A 20950-nucleotide genomic window follows, 5' to 3' on the forward strand; every position below is an offset into this window, starting at 1 on the left:
GTCGGCAATTCAACGGAGTTTGATGCTGGATGAGACAACAGCCAGTCAGTAAGTTAGTGCGCAAATCTGATCCCCTTATTGCAAGGCAGGGGCGATTTCTATAATATTTAAATAAAGCGGCTAGCTATTCGCCAGATGCGCGTTTTCAAACATACCATTATTGATTCAATGGGAAGCTGATCACTCTATCTATGTCAGAATTTGGACAAGCCCTAACAAAAGGGTATTATATATAAAAACTCAATTAAGAATGGTTGCACTATGGAATTAATAGCTCTTTACATCGAGGATTATAACGGTGTCCTTGATAGTTTCATCAAATTAAGTAGTAAGTTTTCAATCAAATATGATCATAAAAGCTTGACCATCCGCAAAGGCATTGACCGTGACATATATTATGATGATATTCCTTCAACTCTATTAATTGGACAAAATGGCACGGGCAAAACCACCATTTTAACCTTTATTGAGGACTTTCATTATGAAAATGAAAACACTGGGTTTATGGTATGGCATTCTAATGACAAAATATATGTAACTTGCAAAGGAATCCAACCATCTCATATCAGCACACATTACTCCACCAAGATAATTTATAACGCCGTCGATTTCTTTACTGAAAATGATATATTCACGATTAAATCCAACAACACTGTTGATTTTAATTCATATTTATTCGGTAGTAGAAAGGGCACAGCTAAAAACTTTATCGACATATCATTATCAAATACAGGTAGAGGCAAATCTAATAAAAAACAAGAAATAGCTAAGATTGCCAAATTTATCAATGCTGGTAGATCGCTACCGGATACTATAAATCAGGACAAAATATCAATTTTAGCAAGACTTTCACTCTCTGGCGCGGAGCGAACAAAGGCCATACTAAAAGACTCTGACTTTAGAAATAAGTATGGCGATATGCTTATTTCTCTTTTTAATCATTATTACGGAAAATACAATAACACACCAACCCCATATGGATACCCTTCAAAAGAATATCAATTTATCAAGTATAATGATTTTATGTCCTATACTAATTTCAAAAATAACAATTGGGGGTTAACATTTTTTTCTTTTATTTTCAGTAAGCTTTCAAGCGATCGTGAATTAGCTCACTCAGTATCAGATGTAATTTTCTTTACGCTAACATCCATTCTTTATTCATTTTCTAAAAAATTAACAAGCGACAAGCACAATGCTGACTTTTTATATTTAAAATTTGTAGTGGCATTATTCTTCTCCAATGATCGGAATTATATAAATGAAATAGAATTTACAATTAAAGATCACGCATTGGTCGCCGATGAAGATAAAGTAATTAAAGAGCTCATAAAACTCAAAAAGGATGTTAACCTCGTCCAAGAAATAATATACAAGTTATTTAGCAGTAATGACAAAATAAGAACAAATGAATTAGAGTTGAATTTTTATATAAACTCACCCGGAACCGCCGCGGATTTAATAAGCATGTCAAATGCATTGCCTAAAGAATTTGATGCGCTATTTAGCATCGAATGGAATGGGTTGAGTAGTGGGGAAGTTTCATTGTTACATCTTTTCTCGAGCCTATATAATTCAATTGATAAAATAAACTCCTCGAGAAATAAAAGAAAAATACTATTACTTCTTGATGAGATAGATCTGTACTTGCATCCAGAGTGGCAACGGAAAATATTTTCAGACATATTAGATATGTTAAATGAATTTAATGAAACCATAAGTTTTCAAATACTAATGTCATCGCACTCACCTATAATTGCTTCTGATTTCTTACCTGTAGATATAATATCCTTGACTCGAGGCCACAATAGAGAAATAGTTACAGGCACACTTGAGTCAATTGGCTTTGGGGAATCAATTGAAAAAACCATGAGCCAAGGTTTTTTCTTAAAAGCAACAGTTGGTGAGAGAGTTTTGAAGAAGGTGGAAGAGTTAGTTAAAAGGAAGAATGACAGATCATTTATTAACGACAATGAATATATAACATCTCTGATAAAAAATAAATTCCTTACATATATTTTGGGGGTGAAAAATGATTAAAGTTCCTACTAATTTCTCTCCAGAGTTCATTGAAGAGTACTATAATATTGTTTCTGATATGGTGTTTCTCAATAAGATAAATGAGTACAATGATGAAACAGCGGAATACCGTGAATTTAAATATTACTTGAGCCAAAATTTTCTCAAAATAATAACTGCGAGTTTTAATGACTTGTTAGATGTTTTAACAGAAGTAAACAACCTATATCCTATTATTTCTGAATGCTACAACCCCCAAAAGTTTTTCAAAGGAACTGACCTGAACGAGATATCTTCGATACTTGAAATAATGAGGATACATCTAAGAGGCGATGCAAATCTTAATAGAATATGCGCACTCAAGAGCGATGCAATAAATGAAATCTCAATTGTCAATAGAAGACTACAAAGTCATTACGTTGATTTTTATATATCAGAACTAAATAACTCTAATGATGCACACTCAATAAAATCATGTTGCAAAAAAATCTATGCAACTTTAAATGATGGGAATATAGACCTAGAAGTAGCTCCTGAATGGGTTAGGCAGTTAAAAAATATAATGTCCTATGAATCCATACCTAGTGAAGTACTTCGTAAAGTTGGTGATGAGCTTGCATTGGATTATTGCCCGATGTGTAACGAATCTCAAGTGGGAAATATAACTGATGAGAGTAGAGTTTATAGGCAGGCTCTTGATCATTTTCTTCCAAAATCAAAATATCCAATTTTTTCATTAAGCATTTATAACCTTATCCCTTGTTGCAATACATGTAACTCTTTATTCAAGAGAGACAAAGATACTTTGTCTCCTCCCCATGCAAACCCTTATGTTCAAGGTTCAGATGAGCATGTTATTTTCGACATCGAAGCATTAGCTCTGGCTATGCTTTATAAAAAAGAATCAGGATCGAGAGTGAGATTCATTGCAACAAACACTAATGTTGACAATAATATTAAGTTATTCAAACTATTAGGTGTGTATAATAAAAGAGAGACTAAACGTCAGATACTTAGAATTATGTCACTTTTTAATAGTTATTATGCGAAGTGGAACGCCACTATGACCTATGAAGAATTCCTAGTTGATATAGTTGATTATGACAGAGCTAAACTACCATACGAAATTATTTATGGGAAATTCAAAATGGATTTGTTAGATTTCATGGAGAAAGTAAATCGCTAACCATTTTGGAAGAATTATTTTTCCCATCATTAAAATAAAAACAATCAACCTAGTTGGAGTCGGTGTCAATGTTTGAGTCCTACTAGGTTGATTCAGGTTCTAACCAAGAATAACTAGCTATAACCTCAAATGCTTAATAATTATCTTTTCAAGAAAATACCTATCATCAAGATTTAAACCAAGTAATGGGCGAGCCTCGTAGAGCACAACTCGACTATTTTGGCTCGTTCGGTCTTTAAGCCCAAGCTGGTGCACCTGAGCCATACGTTGCACCTTGCCAGTAAACTCCACCACGGCCGCATCATCCTGCCCGGTAGCTTCCATAAAGCGATTGGTGCGAAGCTTTTCGAATATATCACGATTAACCCTGACTTTTTTACCCTGACCGGCTGGCGCTTTCTGGCTGCGTAGGATGTGCCGTCCGGCGCTTTCTGCGTGTTAATGCGGCGTTGCTGTCGGGTACGCAGTGTCTTCGCGATCTCTGCGGTCATTCGTCGGCGGCTCGCCGGTGACTGTGCTGCGATCAATCCGGCTAGCCAGTCATCAAAGGCTTAAAGGCATTCATGCCATTCGCTCACAAGCTCACCGTGAACATAGAGCTGCATCGGACGGGTCACCCGCTCCGGCGGCTCTGGTGCATGTTCGACCTACAGTTCGGTGCCGACTTCTTTGACGAGAGTTCGCTCTGTCAGCAACAGGCTGATGCTGAAGTCGATGCTGTCGTCGTTATTTATATCGGCCACATAGATAAAACCACGCTTGCGCCTTCATCCTTGCTATCAGGAATTCAAAAAATGCTTAAGCTCACAGCCATCGAGCTTGCAGATGGCCAAAAAACACATGCGCTCCGACATACCTTCGCCAGCCATTTTATGATTAACGGTGGAAATATACTAGTATTTCAAAGAATACTCGGGCATTCTAATATTCGTGAAACTATGCGCTATGCACATTTCGCTCCAGAACATTTGGAGGAGGTTGTTGCACTGAATTCATTAAATAATATTGAAAATTTAAGTTTAATCGTATTTTATTTAACAAATGATTCAGGTCTGTTAATTGTATTTTGTAAAATGGGTGTGGGGATAGTGAAAAAATGAAAGTCACAAAACAACAAGTAATCGATGCCGTGTCGCAATCTTCAGTTTTTAAATTTGTTGATGATCCTATTTCAAGTAGAACCTTTACTGTTGAATGGAAAGGTAAACGTTTTTTTATTTCATTTAATGATGAAAAGGAACTTGCTGATAAGACAGAAGATGATGAATTGGTTGAACGCTTTGGCGCGACAGATTTTTCCATAAGTTCATTGCTTCAACCTAAATTTGAAGATAAGTCTGAGCAAATGATTTTTAATAAATATATTATTGCTAATAAAGTCAATGTTGACTTGGAAATCCCAGCGCTTGTTTTATATAGAGAGTTTGTTGATGTATATGAAGTGTCGGTAAAACATAAAATATTTTTTACTCAGCCAGTTGGGATGAAGACTAATGCTTCTAAATATATTGAAGGTGCTGTTTCTTCAATGTTGATTTGCGTCATGCTTGCAATGAGAAAGCTGTCAAGAGAACTAAAAGAGTTTAAAGTAGATCCCGAGCCATTTATCAAAAATGCTCGTACTGAAGGGATGAGTGAATATGAAGAGTAATACATCTTTGAGAATTTATCTCATAACATTATTCATTAATATGATAATTACATTCTTTATTGGTTATAAATATAAAGATTTTCTTATCGTATCCTTATCTCCAACTATTTATTATCAAGGTATTGTATTTATCTCGTTAAGTTTACCATTACTCATTACTTGGATGCATGAATGTTGCTCGAAACACATTCTTCTAAGAAAATTAAGAAAGTTCAAGCAAAAAGCACCAGCTATAGACCAGAGCTCCTTAGATGAGGAATCACGTAAGAAGCTCGAAAAACTAACAAAACAGGATTTGCCAACTAGTCATGAGATTCATGAGCTCCATGAACAGATGGAGAAAATGTTTAGCTGAGTGTCTATATCATTGAGTGTTAGTGTCCATTATATGTCCATGCAGTATGTTCTCGATGGCCTCGTGTTGCACTTGTGATACATCTAACATTCTTTTTTTAAATACGTATTTTTTCAATATGTTGGAATAAAAGCGTCTGAACTAAGATTCGCTTAAGCGACATCCTGTTAGAAAGGGCTGGCCGAAAGGCTGGCCCTTTTTTTATCCCATCGCACCTCTCGCGTTAACCCTTTCGTCATAAATCATTTACAATGCTTGCCTCTTGAATGGAGGGGACGTGGATAACGTACTGCATCAGCCTAAACGGAAACGCGCAGCGGCCTTGACCGCGCTGTTTGCGATCCTGCTGATCGTGGTAGCGCCGCTTATCTCCGTCTCCTTGCAGAAAGATCCCATGAGCGCCATGCCGGGCATGCATCATGACATGAGTATGATGTCGATGGACGAGCATCAGGGCAATATGCCGCATACGATGCCTGTCGACCATGCTGAAGCGTGCGGCTACTGCGTGCTGTTAGCACATGTCCCTGGCGTGATGCTGGCGCTGATCGCCCTGCTCAGCGCGGTGCTGCAGAGGCTTCGCGTTAAGCCGCCGCGCCAGGCGGTCAGTCACTGGCACTTTTTCCCCTGGCTTTACCCTGATACCCGCGCGCCGCCGCGGCAGTCTGCTTTTTCCCTTTAAAAAATAAATCGATAATTTACTGCCTTAAAAAGGAAAAGTATGACTACCTGCACTCCGCGCGCGGCATGGGGAAACCTGCTGCGTCGTCTCCATTTCTACGTCGGGCTTTTTGTTGGTCCGTTTATCTTCTTTGCCGCGCTGACCGGTACGCTGTATGTGGCGACTCCACAGCTGGAGAATGCGCTCTACCGGCACGCGCTCCACACGAATTCCGTAGGCGAGCTGCAGCCGCTGGCGGAGCAAATCGCCGTGGCGGAAAAAACCGTTGGCTCAGATTTGCATTTGCACGCCGTGCGTCCGGGGCTGGCTGAAGGCGAAACTACCCGCGTGATGTTTGCTGACCCGACGCTTGGGCCATCGGAGAACCGGGCTATTTTTATTGATCCGGTAAGCCTGGCGGTGCTGGGAGATATGACGGTATACGGCACCAGCGGGATTTTGCCGCTGCGTCAGACCATTGATTACCTGCATACCTCTTTGATGCTGGGCGACGTGGGTCGGCTCTACAGCGAGCTTGCTGCCTCCTGGATGTGGGTTGCCGCGCTGGGCGGTATTGCCCTGTGGTTTTATACCCGACCCAAACGGCGGATCAACAATCGCTTCCAGAATCGTCGTCGCCTGCACGTGACTCTGGGCTGGAGTCTGCTGGGTGGAATGTTGCTGTTCTCTGCAACCGGCCTGACATGGTCTCAATGGGCAGGCGGGAACGTCGATAAGCTGCGGGCAGAGATGAACTGGCTCACCCCGCAGGTGAACACGACGCTTTCCGGCCAACAGGAGATCGTGGATGAGCATGCCGAACACCGGGGCCATCACGGCGGAATGATGATGCCGGAAATGGCGATGGATCTGACGCAGTTTGACGGAGTATTAAGCGCGGCCCGTAACGCAGGAATTGATGCCAACAGGCTGGAGATCCGCCCGGCAAAAACGGCGGATAGCGCCTGGACCGTGACGGAAATCGATCGCAGCTGGCCGACCCAGGTGGACGCCGCTGCGGTTGATCCTTCTACGATGCAGGTCGTGGACAGAACCCGATTCGAGGATTTCCCGTTAATGGCAAAACTGACCCGCTGGGGCGTGGATTTCCATATGGGGATCTTATTTGGGCTGGTGAATCAGCTGCTGCTGGTGGCGTTCGGCCTCGCCCTGTGCGTGCTCATCGTCTGGGGTTACCGGATGTGGTGGATGCGTCGTCCGGCACGGTCGGCAGTGAGTCCGGTACAGACGCTTTGTCAGAGCTGGCTGGCGCTGTCAGGATGGGGAAGAGGGGTTACGGTGGTAATCAGCATACTGCTGGGGCTGGCCTTGCCGGTCATGGGCGTGAGTCTGGCGCTGTTTGTTCTGGTGGACTGGCTGCGCTGGCGAGCGGCAACCAGGGTGACGCTCGCCGAATCCTCCGCTAAATAACCCTATGGCGTGCTGATCACCACTGCGACGCGGCGGTTTTCAGCGCGCCCTTGCGGGGTACTGTTGCTCGCAACCGGGTATTTTTGACCTAACCCCCGCGTGGTGAGATTGCTGCGCGGGATATTTGCGCCCTTCGCCCAGGCATCGGCCACGGCATTGGCGCGTTTTAACGACAGCGCTTCGTTGTAGCTTTCTTCACCGTAATTATCCGTGTGACCGTCCATTCGCGCGTGGTTCAGGCCGGTTTCCGCCAGGCGAGAGGCCATGGACTGGATCTGCGTTTCACTTTCCGGGCGCAGTCTGGCGTCATTTTTATCAAACAGGATGGTGTCCGACATGCCAAGCGACCAGTCACCGTTCAGTTCGTTAAAACCGTAAGACTTCATCGCCGAAATTTGCTCAGGTGTAAATTTACCTTCCGGCGGCGACTGACAGCCTGCCAGAACCAGTGAGGCCAGAACTATCGGCGCGAAGTAACGTTTTAACATAGTGTATCCTTTCTAACTTGTTGTTTTCGTACGCTGGTTTTTCACCTGGTACATGTTGCGGTCAGCCCTCTCCAGTAATGCTTCCACGGAAGCATTTTCCCACGCCAGAGCAAAGCCAATGCTGAGTGACATCGATGCTTTTTGTCCGTTATGAAGATCAAACGGACGGATAAACTGCTGCGATAGCGCAGCACAAATATGTTGAACCTCAAGCTCAGAGTGCACGCCGTACAGCACCATGGCAAATTCGTCACCGCCAAGGCGGTATGCCTGGTGACGTTTGTCGCCAAACTCCATCATCCTGCTGGCGACTTCAATCAGCACGCAGTCTCCTGCCGCATGTCCCCAGGTGTCGTTAATAAACTTAAAATTATCACCGTCGAGGAAGAGCAGGGCCGAGTTCGTTTTGGCAGAAGGGTCGTTCATTAAGGCCGCAATGCTGTTACGAAACGCCGCGCGGTTGGCAAGACCGGTGAGCGGGTCGTGCATGGCGGTACGCAGCAGCTGGGCGTTTTTCGCCTGGAGCTTGAGTTGCCACTCCTCCATCTCATCCAGAAGGCTGTTGAAGTCCTCACCAAACTGGTGAAACTCTTCGATACGGCCATCTTTCACCCGGCGGGAGAAGTTACGGTTAGTACGAACGTCATGCACCACGTCGGTGATGTTTTGCAGGGCCGTGACCATCCCGTGATGCAAAGACTGGGTAATAGTGAGCGCGACGACGGTTGCAAAGAGAATACAGCCGGTCAGAACGGCAAACGACATCCAGATGAAATGGCCGATCAGGCTGTCACGCGCGGTAAGGCGAATTTCGCCTATCGTTGCGCCGTTATGCATGATGGGCTGCGCAACCGGTACGGGGAAAAGCCAGCGGCTGACCAGTGCGCCCAGCGTATCGTTGTTGTCCTCCGGGTTCCATGACCAGTAGGCAAACCGCTTTTTATGCGCGTTAATAACCTCGGCCACGGCAAACTGGCCCTGTTTGCCCAGAGCTGCCAGCGTTTCGTTGGCCGCCAGCGAGTCGTTGAATACCAGCGAGGCTTCCAGGCTGTGGCTCATTGTTGCGCCGGTTAATTCGAGATTCTTTTGCGCGTATTGTTTTAACGTCACGACGGAAGCAAAACAAAGCAGCAGCCATATTAACGTCATCGTGATGATGACGCTTATCATGCTGTTTCGCCTCAACGTTCTTTTAAACGTCGGACGTGGCGTTGAAGTGAAATCTTTATCCATGCTGCTTATTCCGTGCAAGCATTAATACATCCGGATTGACTCTTACGCCACTGCGCGTCAATGCATCCAGGTTGACGGCGAACCGTACCTGGCCGCGATCGATTATCAGGCAAAAGGCACTGCCAATTACACATTCCGGATTTTGCTCTGAGATTAATAGCAATGCTCTGCCCTGATATTGACTTATTAATTCAAGTTGTTTTGCCGGTGATTCAGACCCGAAATAGATCGCATCGCACGTCGCGGCCAGGGCTTCCTGATCGTTACGTACAATAACGGGAGTATAAGGTAACTCGCTATGCCCCTCATCGCCGCTGAGGGCGTGCGTATAGTGCGAAGTTGCGTAGACGCAGAGTTTAGGCTGACCGGAAAGTGACGGCCATCGCGTATAGCTCACGATGCCTGAGACAATCGAGCGTACCGATTTATCCGTTTCCGTAAGCGTGCCTGCCGCCGCAGGACCCATCATAAGGAACAGCATTATCACCAGAGTGAGTCGGAAAAAAGAGATCAAGAATAAATTTCTCACCAGAATCCGCCACATCGCTTTGGAAATAGATGTCCTTAAGAGTTGCGGGCAGAATACCATTGTTTATCAGGGCCGTCATTATGTCAGAAATAGCATGAGGCCGACCTAAGCTAAATCCTACTGTTGTTTATTTTCCGGTGGATGAAATTAGATTAATTCAGTCTGCTGGAGCGCATACTTTCATCCATCCCTTGCTGCCATGACGCACGCAGTTTTGCCGCGTTTTGGGCTGTATCGCAACTGGCAGGGAAAGATTTGCCGGCTAATCCCCAGGCGTGAATAAACCCTTCTTCGCAGACTTTCTTCTGACCGTCAGCATAGCCGCGCAGATATTCGCTACGATCAACGTGTGTGTCGTTAAAACTATCGGCCAGGGCCTGGTTATCTTTAACCGGCAGGCCATTCATGGCGTCTTCCTTACCTGCATCAAACCAGGATGGGCTGGTCCAGTCGGGCTGGAAGGTGTAAGGATTGATCTGACAGCCGGTTAAAAACAGCGACAACAGCGCGAGAGCAATTGAACGCATAGCCATTCTCCTTTTTTCTTCAGCATAGCCTGGCTAAAGAAAACCTGTCTGTAATTTAAAGTTTACGTTTTTATCGGCTTATTTTTGCAATAAATTGGTGCATGTAAAGTAAAGTGTACGAATTTTGGATTGAAATGTTTACTTTTTATGGTATCGTGGTTTCACCTCATTGAGGAAAACAACTATCGCAAACGAGCTTTACAGGATCGCCATCATGCAAAAAGACGCGCTGAACAACGTACATATCACTGACGAACAGGTGTTAATCACTCCGGATCAACTGAAAGCGGAATTTCCGCTGAGCGTCGCGCAGGAGGCTCAGATCGAGCACTCTCGCCAGACCATTTCTGACATTATCGCCGGCCGCGATCCGCGCCTGCTGGTGGTATGCGGTCCTTGCTCCATTCACGATCCTGAAACCGCCATAGAATATGCTCGTCGATTTAAAGCGTTAGCGGAGGAGGTCAGCGATAGCCTCTATCTGGTGATGCGCGTCTATTTTGAGAAGCCACGTACGACCGTCGGCTGGAAAGGGTTGATTAACGATCCGCACATGGATGGCTCGTTTGATGTGGAAGCAGGCCTGAAGATTGCGCGTCGCCTGCTGGTGGAGCTGGTCAGCATGGGGCTGCCGCTGGCAACCGAAGCGCTGGACCCGAACAGCCCGCAGTACCTGGGCGATCTGTTCAGCTGGTCGGCGATTGGTGCGCGTACCACAGAATCGCAAACTCACCGCGAGATGGCGTCTGGCCTGTCGATGCCGGTTGGCTTTAAAAACGGTACCGATGGCAGCCTGGCGACGGCGATCAACGCCATGCGCGCTGCTGCGATGCCGCACCGTTTCGTCGGTATCAACCAGGCGGGTCAGGTATGCCTCCTGCAAACGCAGGGTAACCCGGACGGCCATGTGATCCTGCGCGGCGGGAAAGCACCTAACTACAGCCCGGCGGACGTGGCACAGTGTGAAAAAGAGATGGAGCAGGCGGGACTGCGCCCGGCACTGATGGTAGATTGCAGTCATGGTAATTCAAATAAAGATTACCGTCGCCAGCCTGCGGTTGCGGAATCCGTGGTCGCACAGATCAAAGATGGCAACCGTTCGATTATTGGTCTGATGATTGAGAGCAACATTCATGAAGGTAATCAGTCATCGGAACAACCGCGTAGCGCAATGAAGCACGGCGTCTCCGTGACGGATGCCTGCATCAGCTGGGAAACCACCGATGCGCTGCTGCGTGAGATCCACAAAGATTTGAACGGCCAGCTGGCGACGCGTCTGGCTTAAGAGGTTAGTTATGGTTGCTGAATTGACCGCACTGCGCGATCAAATTGATGAAGTGGATAAGGCGCTGCTGGACCTGCTGGCGCGCCGCATGGCGCTGGTTGCCGAAGTCGGTGAGGTGAAAAGCAAATACGGCCTGCCGATTTACGTCCCGGAGCGCGAAGCTTCAATGCTGGCCTCTCGTCGCAAAGAGGCCCAGGCGCTGGGCGTTTCGCCGGATTTAATTGAAGATGTTCTGCGTCGCGTGATGCGGGAATCCTATTCCAGCGAAAACGACAAAGGCTTCAAAACCCTCTGTCCGTCACTGCGGCCGGTGGTGATTGTCGGCGGTGCAGGGCAGATGGGGCGTCTGTTTGAAAAAATGCTGACGCTTTCTGGCTATCAGGTGCGCATTCTGGAAAAAGAGGACTGGGCGCATGCTCCGGAACTCATGAAAGATGCCGGGATGGTTATCGTCAGCGTGCCGATCCACGTGACGGAGCAGATCATCGGAAAGCTCCCTCCTTTACCGAAAGATTGCATCCTGGTGGATCTGGCCTCCGTCAAAAATGGTCCGCTGCAGGCGATGCTGGCTGCGCATACCGGCCCGGTTCTGGGTCTGCACCCGATGTTTGGACCGGACAGCGGCAGCCTGGCTAAGCAGGTGGTGGTTTACTGCGACGGTCGTCAGCCGGAAGCCTATCAGTGGTTCCTGGAACAGATTCAGGTATGGGGCGCGCGACTGCACCGCATCAGCGCGGTCGAGCACGATCAGAACATGGCGTTCATTCAGGCGCTGCGCCACTTTGCGACATTTGCCTACGGTCTGCATCTGGCGGAAGAGAACGTGCAGCTTGAACAGCTGCTGGCGCTCTCTTCACCTATCTATCGTCTGGAGCTGGCGATGGTTGGGCGCCTGTTTGCTCAGGACCCGCAGCTTTACGCGGACATTATTATGTCCTCCGAGAACAACCTGGCGCTCATCAAGCGCTACTATCAGCGCTTTGGTGAAGCCATTACGCTGCTGGAGCACGGAGACAAGCAGGCGTTTATCGACAGTTTCCGCAAGGTCGAGCACTGGTTTGGCGATTACGCTCAGCGTTTCCAGAGTGAGAGCCGGACGCTGTTGCGCCAGGCAAATGACAGTCGCCAGTAATGCGATGATGTATATACTGAAAGCCAGCATTGCTGGCTTTTTTTATTTTGGGGAACTGTCATGGCCGAACCGCAGCTGCTGTTGAATTACACCGGGCATCTGCCTGAATGCCCGACGTGGAGCGCAGAAGAGCACGCGCTCTACTGGGCCGATATTCTGGAAGGGGAGATCCACCGATACCATCTGCCGACGGCAGAACACACCGTACTCTCTTTCCATGAGGAGGTGGGTTGTTTCGCGCTGCGCGAGCAGGGTGGTTTTATCGTTGCGATGCGAACGGGTATCTGGCTGACCGATAAACATGGCCTGCTGCGCCGCAAGGTGTGCGATAACCCCTCTAACCCGCAGCTCGCACGTTTTAACGACGGCGGCACCGATTCTCTGGGGCGATTCTACGCGGGCACGTTTTGGGGGCCGGGAGATTACAACGGTGCCCTGTTGATGCGCATCGACAACGACCTGACGCCGAAAGTGATCCAGTGCGATATTCACGGCCACAACGGCTTAGCATTTAGCCCGGATAATCAATGGATGTTTACTTCAGATACGCCAAACGGCGTTATTTACCGAACGCCGCTTGATGAGCAGGGCGAACCCGGCAGGCGTGAGGTGTTTCGCCAGTTTAAAGAGGGCGAAGGGATACCGGACGGCGCGGCAATGGATGTGGAAGGCTGCTACTGGAGCGCGCTATTTGACGGCTGGCGTATTGCGCGTTTTTCTCCGCAAGGGGAGCAGCTGGAAGAATACCGCATGCCGGTGCGTTGCCCGACGATGGTCTGCTTTGGCGGCGATGACATGAAAACGCTGTTTATTACCACCACGCGGGAAAATATGGATGCGGACGAGGTGGCGAAGTATCCGCTCTCCGGAGCCATCTTCACCCTGCCGGTGAGCGTGGCAGGGAAGAAGAAAAGCCGGTTTATCGAACGTTAGGCCGGGTCAACCGGGACCACGTTCTCGCTCGGATAGCAGCCCAGAACTTTCATGGAGCGCGTGATCTCGCCCAGTTCGCGCAGGGCTTTCTGCATGGAAGCAGATTCCAGGTTGGCCTGGATATCAAGATAAAACATCTCTTCCCACGGGTTACCGTGGATTGGGCGTGATTCCAGCCTGGTCATGATCAGGTTGTGGTTACGCAGCACCAGCAGGGCTTCAACCAGCGCACCGGCCTGTTGGCCGGTGGCCATCAGCAGCGTGGTTTTGGCCGGCACCTGGTCAGAAACATTGATTGCCTTGCGTGCCAGCACCACGAAACGGGTGATATTTTGCGTCTGGTTCGCCAGGTTGCGTTCCAGCACCTGTAAACCATACAGCGCCCCGCCCGCTTCGCTGCCGAGCGCGGCGACGGTTGGGGTGTTAGCCTGCGCCACTTTTTCCATCGCCGCCGAGGTGCTTTCGGTGTACTCAATTTTCCAGTTCGGATAGCGGTTCAGGAACTGGCTGCACTGCTGGAACGGCTGTGGATGACTGTAAACCGTTTCGATCTTGCTCAGGTCGGTTGATCCGGAGACCAGCACGCAGTGATCGATAGGGATCGTCAGCTCACCTACCAGCGACAGGCTGGTATGCTGCAGCAAATCGTAGACGTCGTTGATGGCGCCGGAGCTGGTGTTTTCAATCGGTACGACGGCGTAATCCGCCTGGCCGGTCTCAACCTGATTAAAAATGTCGGCAAACTTGGCACAGCCGCTCTCAATAAATTCTTCGAAATGGCGTGCGGCATACTGACGTGCGGCCAGGTGAGAATAAGACCCCTTCGGACCGAGGAAGGCGATACGCGCAGAGTGTGGGTTGGTTTTGTTCAGATGCTGCTGGAGCAGCGCTTGCTGGGTGAGAACGGAGTCTTCGATGATGAGCTGGAACAACCGGGTTATGTAGTGGGCATCGAGGTGATGCGCTTTGCCGAGCTGAATGAGACGTTCCAGCAGATCGCGCTCGCGGTCGATATCTCGTACCGGGCGATGGGAGTCCAGCTTGGCTTTGCCCACTTCAACGGCAAGCGCGCGGCGTTCGGCCAGCAGCGCCAGCAGTTTCTCATCCAGCGCGCTGATTTTTACTCGCAGATCCAGTAACGGGTTTTCCGGTGTCATAGTGTTGTCGGTCTCATTTTATCGTTATCAATAAAAAAGGCCCCCCGGTGTGGGAGGCCTTGTTGTTCGTCTTCGCATTCTTTATCACACGACGAAACGCCTCCCGTTCAGGGGAAGGTAAAAAAGAATGCGAAGAAGAACGGCGTAAGTTTCATAAAGTCATCCTGTGATTAATACCGTTAAAGTACCCGCACTGTTTTCACCCTGTCAATAAAAAACAAAAAACGCGCCCGAAGGCGCGTTGGCGGTACACTCAATTTAAAGGATTACTCTTCTTCAACTTCTTCCGCGAAGCTGGCGTCTTTCACCGATGTTGCGGCGCGACGGGCTTCACCTTTGTGTTGCACTTTATTGAGCTGCCGTTCCAGCTTGTTGATCAAATCGTTAATAGCGGTGTACATATCCTCGTGTTTTGCGCTGGCGACCAGATGGCCGTTTGGAGTATTGATAGTTGCGTCAGCGATGAAACCCTGCGGGTCCTTGGACAGGATGATATGTGGATTAATCAAATGAGTTTGCCATTTATCCAGTTTGGCGAGACGGTCTGCGACGTGCTGGCGGATTGCCGGAGTAATTTCCATTTGTTTACTGGTAATGTTCATTGTCATAAATTTTACCTCTTGTCTTTCCGTCTTGGTGATTCCAGCATACCCGACCTAATGTCAAAATGTGTGATTTAGATCACGTTATTTTGTCGGTTTTTGTCAGGGAATCTTTTTTGTGAGGCAGGGCAGGAAGAGGTGAGATTTACCTTGTCGAAGGCAAAAATTGGGGCCATAGTTGACTGGATGTGTTGAGGCTTAAGCGCTTCAGCGACGCGGTAAAATGAATAAAAAAACGGCAGCCTTCGGGCTGCCGTTTTGCATTGAGGCAATATCAGGTGTTGCTGCTGTTCGCGGCGATGATTTTCGCCACTTTTTCAGCCTGAGCGGTCATCTGCATCTGACGGTAAGCATTTTCCATCAGCTTCAGGCCATCGCGCGTTGCCTGAGTATCCGGATAATCACGCAGCATACCTTCTACGCGGTTAACCACGGCAACCCATGCGCCACGACGGGTATAGTATTCCGCTACGGAGTATTCATATTTCGCCAGACGATCTTTCAGGAACACCAGACGTTTGGTCGCGTCGGTCACGTACTGACTGTTCGGATAACCGCGCACCAGCTTGGAGAAGTCATTGAAGGCATCACGCGCATGCTGCGGGTCACGGTCTGAACGATCCACGCCGAAGAAGCCCTGCAGCGCACTGTCGTCCAGCGCCATGTTGGTGAGGCCGCGCATGTACATCACGTAGTCGATGTTAGGATGAGTCGGGTTCAGACGCATGAAACGATCGATGGTTGCCTGAGCCAGCGGCAGATCGGCATTTTTATAGTATGCGTAGATGAGATCTAACTGTACCTGCTGCGAATATGGACCAAATGGATAGCGATTATCCAACGCTTCCAGTTGCGTTATCGCCTGTTTCCAGTTACCGTCCTGCAACTTTTGTTGTGCAGTCGCATAGATTTCATTCGGCGGATTGTCAGGGACCTGTTCATTTGAACCGGAGCAGCCCACCAAAGCCAGGCTCAACGTGGCCGCTGCCACCAGATATTTCATGCGCGTCATGACGTTTTGACTTTCCTCAAATGTTTGTCCGGGAGAAACTCTGTTCCTGCTCCCGATTAAGACCAGCTACAATAGCACACTATATTAAACGGCAAAGCCGTAAAACCCAACGTTAAACGAAGAAGCAGTTTATGGCACAACGAGTAGAACTCACCGCAACAGTCTCCGAAAATCAGCTCGGTCAACGCTTAGATCAGGCTTTGGCCGAATTGTTCCCTGATTATTCGCGTTCACGCATAAAAGAATGGATCCTTGACCAGCGCGTGCTGGTAAACGGCAAGATCTGGGACAAACCAAAAGAGAAAGTGTTAGGTGGGGAAGCTGTCGCCATCAATGCTGAAATCGAAGAGGAAATCCGCTTCGAGCCGCAGGATATCCCACTGGACATCGTCTATGAAGATGATGACATTCTGGTGATCAACAAGCCGCGCGACCTGGTTGTTCATCCGGGCGCGGGGAACCCTGACGGTACGGTACTTAACGCACTTCTCCATTATTATCCGCCGATCGCGGATGTTCCGCGCGCGGGCATCGTGCACCGTCTGGATAAAGACACCACCGGTTTGATGGTGGTGGCGAAGACCGTGCCTGCTCAGACCCGTCTGGTGGAGTCGCTGCAGCTGCGCGAAATCACCCGTGAGTATGAAGCGGTAGCCATTGGGCATATGACCTCTGGCGGAACGGTGGAAGAGCCAATCAGCCGTCACCCGACTAAACGTACCCATATGTCGGTGCATCCGATGGGTAAACCGGCGGTGACGCACTATCGCATTATGGAGCACTTCCGTATTCATACGCGCCTGCGTCTGCGTCTGGAAACCGGACGTACTCACCAGATCCGCGTGCATATGGCCCACATTACCCATCCGCTGGTAGGGGATCAGGTCTACGGTGGCCGCCCGCGTCCACCTAAAGGCGCATCGGATGAGTTCATCAGCGTATTGCGTAAATTCGATCGTCAGGCGCTGCACGCGACCATGCTGCGTCTTTACCACCCTATCACCGGTATTCAGATGGAGTGGCATGCGCCTATCCCGCAGGATATGGTGGATCTTATCGACGCCATGCGTGCTGATTTCGAAGAACATAAGGATCAAGTGGACTGGTTATGACCAAACTGATTGTCCCGGAGTGGCCATTGCCTGCTGGCGTGGCCGCCTGTAGTTCAACCCGTATTGGCGGTGTTAGCCAGGGCGCGTGGGAGTCTTTGAACCTCGGTGCGCACTGTGGCGACAACCCGGAACACGTTGAAGAGAACCGCAGACGTTTGTTTGCTGGGGGTAACTTGCCGTCGAAACCGGTCTGGCTGGAACAGGTTCATGGTAACGCGGTGCTGAAGTTGACGGGAGAACCCTATGCTTCTAAACGCGCTGATGCCTCTTACAGTAATACTCCGGGAACCGTTTGTGCCGTGATGACCGCCGATTGTCTGCCGGTTCTGTTCTGTAACCGTGCAGGTTCCGAGGTGGCAGCAGCACACGCGGGCTGGCGTGGTCTATGTGAAGGCGTGCTCGAAGAAACTGTCGGCTGCTTTAGCGATGAGCCAGCCAATATTATGGCCTGGCTTGGCCCGGCCATTGGTCCTCGCGCTTTTGAAGTAGGGCCAGAGGTTCGCGAAGCCTTTATGGAAAAAGATCCGCAAGCGGTTGAAGCCTTCCTGCCTTCGGGAGATAAATATCTGGCCGATATTTACCAGCTCGCCCGTCAGCGTCTGAATAACGTTGGCGTGACGCAGATCTTCGGCGGCGATCGCTGCACATTCACCGAAAAGGGTGATTTTTTCTCCTATCGTCGCGACAAGACCACGGGGCGTATGGCAAGTTTCATTTGGCTGATATAACCTAAAGAATCAAGACGATCCGGTACGTGCCGTTTTCTTTTCACATAATTCAGGTCATTAACCTTGAATAATTGAGGGATGACCTCATTTAATCTCCAGTAGCAAATTTGACCTGTTATGGGAGGAGTTATGCGTCTGGATCGTCTTACTAATAAATTCCAGCTTGCTCTCGCCGATGCCCAGTCCCTCGCACTGGGGCACGACAACCAGTTTATCGAACCTCTTCATTTAATGAGCGCCTTGCTGAATCAGGAAGGGGGATCGGTACGTCCTTTATTAACGTCCGCTGGCATTAATGCTGGCCAGTTACGCACCGCTATCGATCAGGCGCTGAGCCGTTTACCGCAGGTAGAAGGTACCGGCGGCGACGTTCAGCCGTCTCAGGATCTGGTGCGCGTGCTTAACCTTTGCGACAAGCTGGCGCAAAAACGTGGGGACAACTTTATTTCGTCAGAGCTGTTTGTTCTGGCGGCGCTTGAATCACGCGGTACCTTGACCGACCTGCTGAAATCTGCCGGTGCGACCACCGCCAATGTGACTCAGGCGATTGAGAAAATGCGCGGAGGTGAAAGCGTGAACGATCAGGGAGCCGAAGACCAACGTCAGGCTTTGAAGAAATTTACGGTCGATCTGACCGAGCGTGCTGAACAGGGCAAACTTGACCCGGTTATCGGCCGTGATGAAGAAATTCGCCGTACGATTCAGGTACTGCAGCGTCGTACCAAGAACAACCCGGTGCTGATTGGTGAACCGGGTGTCGGTAAAACCGCCATTGTTGAAGGGCTGGCGCAGCGTATCGTCAACGGGGAAGTGCCGGAAGGCCTGAAAGGCCGCCGCGTACTGGCGCTGGATATGGGCGCGCTGGTGGCCGGTGCGAAATACCGCGGCGAGTTCGAAGAGCGTCTGAAAGGCGTGCTTAACGACCTGGCGAAGCAGGAAGGGAACGTTATCCTGTTTATCGACGAACTGCACACTATGGTCGGTGCGGGTAAAGCGGACGGCGCGATGGATGCCGGGAACATGCTGAAACCTGCGCTGGCGCGTGGTGAACTTCACTGCGTCGGTGCCACCACGCTTGACGAGTATCGTCAGTACATTGAGAAAGATGCTGCGCTGGAACGTCGCTTCCAGAAAGTGTTTGTTGCTGAGCCAAGCGTTGAAGATACCATCGCGATCCTGCGTGGTCTGAAAGAGCGCTATGAACTGCACCACCACGTGCAGATCACTGACCCGGCTATCGTTGCGGCGGCGACGCTTTCACATCGTTATATCGCCGATCGCCAGCTGCCGGATAAAGCGATCGACCTTATTGATGAAGCGGCTTCGAGCATTCGTATGCAGATTGACTCGAAACCGGAAGAGCTGGACAGGCTCGACCGGCGCATCATTCAGCTCAAGCTGGAACAGCAGGCGCTGAAGAAAGAGTCTGATGAAGCCAGTAAGAAACGCCTGGATATGCTCAATGAAGAACTGGACGATAAAGAGCGCCAGTACTCTGAGCTGGAAGAAGAGTGGAAAGCCGAGAAAGCGTCCCTTTCCGGCACTCAGACCATTAAAGCTGAACTTGAACAGGCAAAAATTGCCATTGAGCAGGCTCGCCGTGTCGGCGATCTGGCTCGGATGTCTGAACTGCAGTACGGCAAAATTCCTGAGCTGGAAAAACAGCTTGAGATAGCGACGCAGTCAGAAGGGAAAACGATGCGTCTGTTACGTAATAAAGTGACGGATGCAGAAATCGCGGAAGTGCTTGCTCGCTGGACCGGTATCCCGGTGGCACGCATGCTGGAAGGCGAGCGTGAAAAACTGCTGCGCATGGAGCAAGATCTCCATAATCGGGTGATTGGCCAGAACGAAGCGGTTGAAGCGGTTTCGAACGCTATTCGTCGTAGCCGAGCGGGGCTGTCCGATCCAAACCGTCCGATTGGTTCGTTCCTGTTCCTGGGGCCGACGGGAGTCGGTAAAACCGAGCTGTGTAAAGCGCTGGCTAACTTTATGTTCGACAGCGACGATGCGATGGTGCGTATCGACATGTCTGAGTTTATGGAGAAACACTCCGTCTCACGTCTGGTCGGTGCGCCTCCGGGATACGTAGGTTATGAAGAAGGGGGGTATCTGACGGAAGCGGTTCGCCGTCGCCCTTATTCCGTCATCCTGCTGGATGAAGTGGAAAAAGCGCACCCGGATGTGTTCAACATTCTGCTTCAGGTCCTGGACGATGGTCGTCTGACCGACGGGCAGGGGAGAACGGTCGACTTCCGTAATACGGTTGTCATCATGACCTCGAACCTGGGTTCCGATTTGATTCAGGAACGTTTCGGTGAACTGGACTATAGCCATATGAAGGATCTGGTGCTCGGTGTCGTCAGCCATAACTTCCGTCCTGAGTTCATCAACCGTATTGATGAAGTTGTGGTATTCCATCCTCTGGGTGAGAAACATATTGCGTCGATTGCACAGATCCAGCTGCAGCGTCTGTACAAACGTCTGGAAGAGCGTGGGTATGAAATTCACATCTCCGACGAGGCCCTGAAGCTGCTGAGTGAGAATGGTTACGATCCGGTGTACGGTGCGCGTCCATTAAAACGTGCTATCCAGCAGCAGATCGAAAACCCGCTGGCGCAGCAGATCCTCTCCGGAGAGTTGATTCCGGGCAAAGTTATCCGTCTGGAAGCCAACGACGATCGTATTGTGGCAGTTCAGTAAGTCACAAAACGCAAAAACGAGCCGCTTGCGGCTCGTTTTTGTTTAAAAACCAGGCGAAAATTGAGGTCTGGAGTAAATATTGCCTGGAAAGTGAGCGGTCAGTAAATAATTTTCACTTTACCCTTGCGGCTTCGGAATAACTCCCTATAATGCGCCTCCACTGACACGGAACAACGGCACACACGCCGCCGGGTCAGCAGAGAAAA

The 20950-nt window shown here is 49.4% G+C and carries 19 protein-coding genes, 3 pseudogenes and 1 other annotated feature; of the genes and pseudogenes, 12 read left to right on the forward strand and 10 right to left on the reverse strand.

The features are described from left to right. Window positions 1-261 precede the first annotated feature (261 nt). Both DEO48_RS07345 and DEO48_RS07350 read left to right on the forward strand, forming a co-directional pair. Window positions 262-2040 carry an AAA family ATPase gene (locus tag DEO48_RS07345; protein ID WP_104950301.1) on the forward strand — a complete coding sequence of 593 codons (1779 nt, stop codon included), beginning with the start codon at window positions 262-264 and terminating at the stop codon, window positions 2038-2040. Next, window positions 2033-3205: a hypothetical protein gene (locus DEO48_RS07350; protein WP_109844777.1), complete on the forward strand. Its 1173-nt coding sequence runs from the start codon at window positions 2033-2035 to the stop codon at window positions 3203-3205. Before DEO48_RS07345 ends, DEO48_RS07350 begins: the two co-directional genes overlap by 8 nt. Before the next feature lie 117 nt (window positions 3206-3322). On the opposite strand, the pseudogene DEO48_RS07355 reads toward DEO48_RS07350, so the two are convergent. Both DEO48_RS07355 and DEO48_RS27120 read right to left on the reverse strand, forming a co-directional pair. Next, window positions 3323-3696, reverse strand: a pseudogene (locus tag DEO48_RS07355) (phage virion morphogenesis protein). A 60-nt stretch (window positions 3697-3756) separates the two neighbouring features. Then, window positions 3757-3969, reverse strand: a pseudogene (locus DEO48_RS27120) (phage tail protein); the annotation flags it as partial. A gap of 7 nt (window positions 3970-3976) precedes the next feature. On the opposite strand from DEO48_RS27120, the pseudogene DEO48_RS07360 reads away from it, so the two are divergent. The 4 genes and pseudogenes from DEO48_RS07360 to DEO48_RS07380 all read left to right on the forward strand — a co-directional run. Beyond that, window positions 3977-4305, forward strand: a pseudogene (locus tag DEO48_RS07360) (tyrosine-type recombinase/integrase); the annotation flags it as partial. Further along, entirely contained in the window at window positions 4302-4856 is a 555-nt protein-coding gene (locus DEO48_RS07365; RefSeq protein ID WP_104950304.1) for a hypothetical protein, read from the forward strand. The pseudogene DEO48_RS07360 and the gene DEO48_RS07365, both read left to right, overlap by 4 nt. A 632-nt stretch (window positions 4857-5488) precedes the next feature. Next, entirely contained in the window at window positions 5489-5893 is a 405-nt protein-coding gene (locus tag DEO48_RS07375; protein ID WP_109844779.1) for a DUF2946 domain-containing protein, read from the forward strand. Between the two features lie 39 nt (window positions 5894-5932). After that, window positions 5933-7303: a PepSY domain-containing protein gene (locus DEO48_RS07380; protein ID WP_109844780.1), complete on the forward strand. Its 1371-nt coding sequence runs from the start codon at window positions 5933-5935 to the stop codon at window positions 7301-7303. 2 nt (window positions 7304-7305) lie between these two features. Here DEO48_RS07380 and DEO48_RS07385 read toward each other — a convergent pair whose 3' ends face one another. From DEO48_RS07385 to DEO48_RS07400, 4 genes are all read right to left on the reverse strand, one after another. Continuing rightward, complete coding sequence (locus DEO48_RS07385; RefSeq protein ID WP_029741023.1) at window positions 7306-7791, reverse strand: OmpA family protein; 486 nt, start codon at window positions 7789-7791, stop codon at window positions 7306-7308. Between the two features lie 12 nt (window positions 7792-7803). Then, window positions 7804-9024, reverse strand: a complete 1221-nt coding sequence (dgcN, locus tag DEO48_RS07390; protein WP_029741024.1) for a diguanylate cyclase DgcN — start codon at window positions 9022-9024, stop codon at window positions 7804-7806. Beyond that, window positions 9017-9553, reverse strand: coding sequence for a YfiR family protein (locus DEO48_RS07395; RefSeq protein ID WP_181366978.1), 537 nt, complete (start codon window positions 9551-9553; stop codon window positions 9017-9019). The genes dgcN and DEO48_RS07395 overlap by 8 nt, the downstream gene beginning before the upstream one ends. Before the next feature lie 152 nt (window positions 9554-9705). Then, window positions 9706-10080: a DUF2799 domain-containing protein gene (locus tag DEO48_RS07400; protein ID WP_109844782.1), complete on the reverse strand. Its 375-nt coding sequence runs from the start codon at window positions 10078-10080 to the stop codon at window positions 9706-9708. A 214-nt stretch (window positions 10081-10294) separates the two neighbouring features. Between DEO48_RS07400 and aroF the strand changes: the two genes are divergently transcribed. From aroF to DEO48_RS07415, 3 genes are read left to right on the forward strand one after another with little or no spacing between them, the layout of a single operon-like run. Further along, window positions 10295-11365, forward strand: coding sequence for a 3-deoxy-7-phosphoheptulonate synthase AroF (gene aroF / locus DEO48_RS07405; RefSeq protein ID WP_014832942.1), 1071 nt, complete (start codon window positions 10295-10297; stop codon window positions 11363-11365). Window positions 11366-11375: 10 nt separating this feature from the next. Beyond that, a complete protein-coding gene (gene tyrA / locus DEO48_RS07410; protein ID WP_047646187.1) occupies window positions 11376-12497 on the forward strand; it encodes a bifunctional chorismate mutase/prephenate dehydrogenase in 1122 nt (373 codons plus the stop codon). Window positions 12498-12557: 60 nt separating this feature from the next. Beyond that, window positions 12558-13430, forward strand: coding sequence for an SMP-30/gluconolactonase/LRE family protein (locus DEO48_RS07415; protein WP_047174746.1), 873 nt, complete (start codon window positions 12558-12560; stop codon window positions 13428-13430). Here the strand turns inward: DEO48_RS07415 and pheA are convergent. The 4 genes from pheA to bamD all read right to left on the reverse strand — a co-directional run bounded on the left by pheA (window position 13427) and on the right by bamD (window position 16201). Continuing rightward, window positions 13427-14587 carry a bifunctional chorismate mutase/prephenate dehydratase gene (gene pheA, locus DEO48_RS07420; protein WP_109844783.1) on the reverse strand — a complete coding sequence of 387 codons (1161 nt, stop codon included), beginning with the start codon at window positions 14585-14587 and terminating at the stop codon, window positions 13427-13429. The two genes, DEO48_RS07415 and pheA, sit on opposite strands and share 4 nt — an antisense overlap. A gap of 30 nt (window positions 14588-14617) precedes the next feature. Then, window positions 14618-14743, reverse strand: a sequence feature (Phe leader region). Further along, window positions 14695-14742, reverse strand: coding sequence for a pheA operon leader peptide PheL (pheL, locus tag DEO48_RS07425; protein ID WP_100249759.1), 48 nt, complete (start codon window positions 14740-14742; stop codon window positions 14695-14697). (Overlaps the previous feature by 48 nt.) 110 nt (window positions 14744-14853) lie before the next feature. After that, window positions 14854-15195, reverse strand: a complete 342-nt coding sequence (raiA, locus tag DEO48_RS07430; RefSeq protein WP_109844784.1) for a ribosome-associated translation inhibitor RaiA — start codon at window positions 15193-15195, stop codon at window positions 14854-14856. Window positions 15196-15463: 268 nt separating this feature from the next. Next, on the reverse strand, window positions 15464-16201 hold the full coding sequence (bamD, locus tag DEO48_RS07435; protein ID WP_023308867.1) for an outer membrane protein assembly factor BamD: 738 nt from the start codon (window positions 16199-16201) through the stop codon (window positions 15464-15466). A gap of 131 nt (window positions 16202-16332) precedes the next feature. Between bamD and rluD the strand changes: the two genes are divergently transcribed. The 3 genes from rluD to clpB all read left to right on the forward strand — a co-directional run bounded on the left by rluD (window position 16333) and on the right by clpB (window position 20744). After that, window positions 16333-17313 (forward strand): 23S rRNA pseudouridine(1911/1915/1917) synthase RluD, encoded by a 981-nt coding sequence (gene rluD / locus DEO48_RS07440; protein ID WP_023308866.1) that lies wholly within the window; start codon window positions 16333-16335, stop codon window positions 17311-17313. Continuing rightward, complete coding sequence (yfiH, locus tag DEO48_RS07445; RefSeq protein ID WP_109844785.1) at window positions 17310-18041, forward strand: purine nucleoside phosphorylase YfiH; 732 nt, start codon at window positions 17310-17312, stop codon at window positions 18039-18041. The genes rluD and yfiH overlap by 4 nt, the downstream gene beginning before the upstream one ends. A 129-nt stretch (window positions 18042-18170) precedes the next feature. Then, the gene (gene clpB, locus DEO48_RS07450) at window positions 18171-20744 is read left to right on the forward strand and encodes an ATP-dependent chaperone ClpB (RefSeq protein ID WP_023308864.1); all 2574 of its coding nucleotides are present in this window, start codon (window positions 18171-18173) and stop codon (window positions 20742-20744) included. The last annotated feature ends 206 nt before the right edge of the window (window positions 20745-20950 follow it).

Origin of the sequence: Enterobacter sp. CGMCC 5087 (assembly GCF_003144775.1) — a bacterium.
Taxonomy (GTDB): Bacteria; Pseudomonadota; Gammaproteobacteria; order Enterobacterales; family Enterobacteriaceae; genus Enterobacter; species Enterobacter cloacae_M.

Coding starts and splice junctions, on each gene's coding strand:
- DEO48_RS07345 (WP_104950301.1), top strand. CDS start 262: ATGGAATTAATAGCTCTTTACATCGAGGATTATAACGGTGTCCTTGAT.
- pheA (WP_109844783.1), bottom strand. CDS start 14,587: ATGACACCGGAAAACCCGTTACTGGATCTGCGAGTAAAAATCAGCGCG.
- DEO48_RS07365 (WP_104950304.1), top strand. CDS start 4,302: ATGAAAGTCACAAAACAACAAGTAATCGATGCCGTGTCGCAATCTTCA.
- DEO48_RS07380 (WP_109844780.1), top strand. CDS start 5,933: ATGACTACCTGCACTCCGCGCGCGGCATGGGGAAACCTGCTGCGTCGT.
- DEO48_RS07385 (WP_029741023.1), bottom strand. CDS start 7,791: ATGTTAAAACGTTACTTCGCGCCGATAGTTCTGGCCTCACTGGTTCTG.
- raiA (WP_109844784.1), bottom strand. CDS start 15,195: ATGACAATGAACATTACCAGTAAACAAATGGAAATTACTCCGGCAATC.
- aroF (WP_014832942.1), top strand. CDS start 10,295: ATGCAAAAAGACGCGCTGAACAACGTACATATCACTGACGAACAGGTG.
- rluD (WP_023308866.1), top strand. CDS start 16,333: ATGGCACAACGAGTAGAACTCACCGCAACAGTCTCCGAAAATCAGCTC.
- yfiH (WP_109844785.1), top strand. CDS start 17,310: ATGACCAAACTGATTGTCCCGGAGTGGCCATTGCCTGCTGGCGTGGCC.
- clpB (WP_023308864.1), top strand. CDS start 18,171: ATGCGTCTGGATCGTCTTACTAATAAATTCCAGCTTGCTCTCGCCGAT.
- bamD (WP_023308867.1), bottom strand. CDS start 16,201: ATGACGCGCATGAAATATCTGGTGGCAGCGGCCACGTTGAGCCTGGCT.
- dgcN (WP_029741024.1), bottom strand. CDS start 9,024: ATGGATAAAGATTTCACTTCAACGCCACGTCCGACGTTTAAAAGAACG.
- DEO48_RS07415 (WP_047174746.1), top strand. CDS start 12,558: ATGGCCGAACCGCAGCTGCTGTTGAATTACACCGGGCATCTGCCTGAA.
- DEO48_RS07350 (WP_109844777.1), top strand. CDS start 2,033: ATGATTAAAGTTCCTACTAATTTCTCTCCAGAGTTCATTGAAGAGTAC.
- tyrA (WP_047646187.1), top strand. CDS start 11,376: ATGGTTGCTGAATTGACCGCACTGCGCGATCAAATTGATGAAGTGGAT.
- DEO48_RS07400 (WP_109844782.1), bottom strand. CDS start 10,080: ATGCGTTCAATTGCTCTCGCGCTGTTGTCGCTGTTTTTAACCGGCTGT.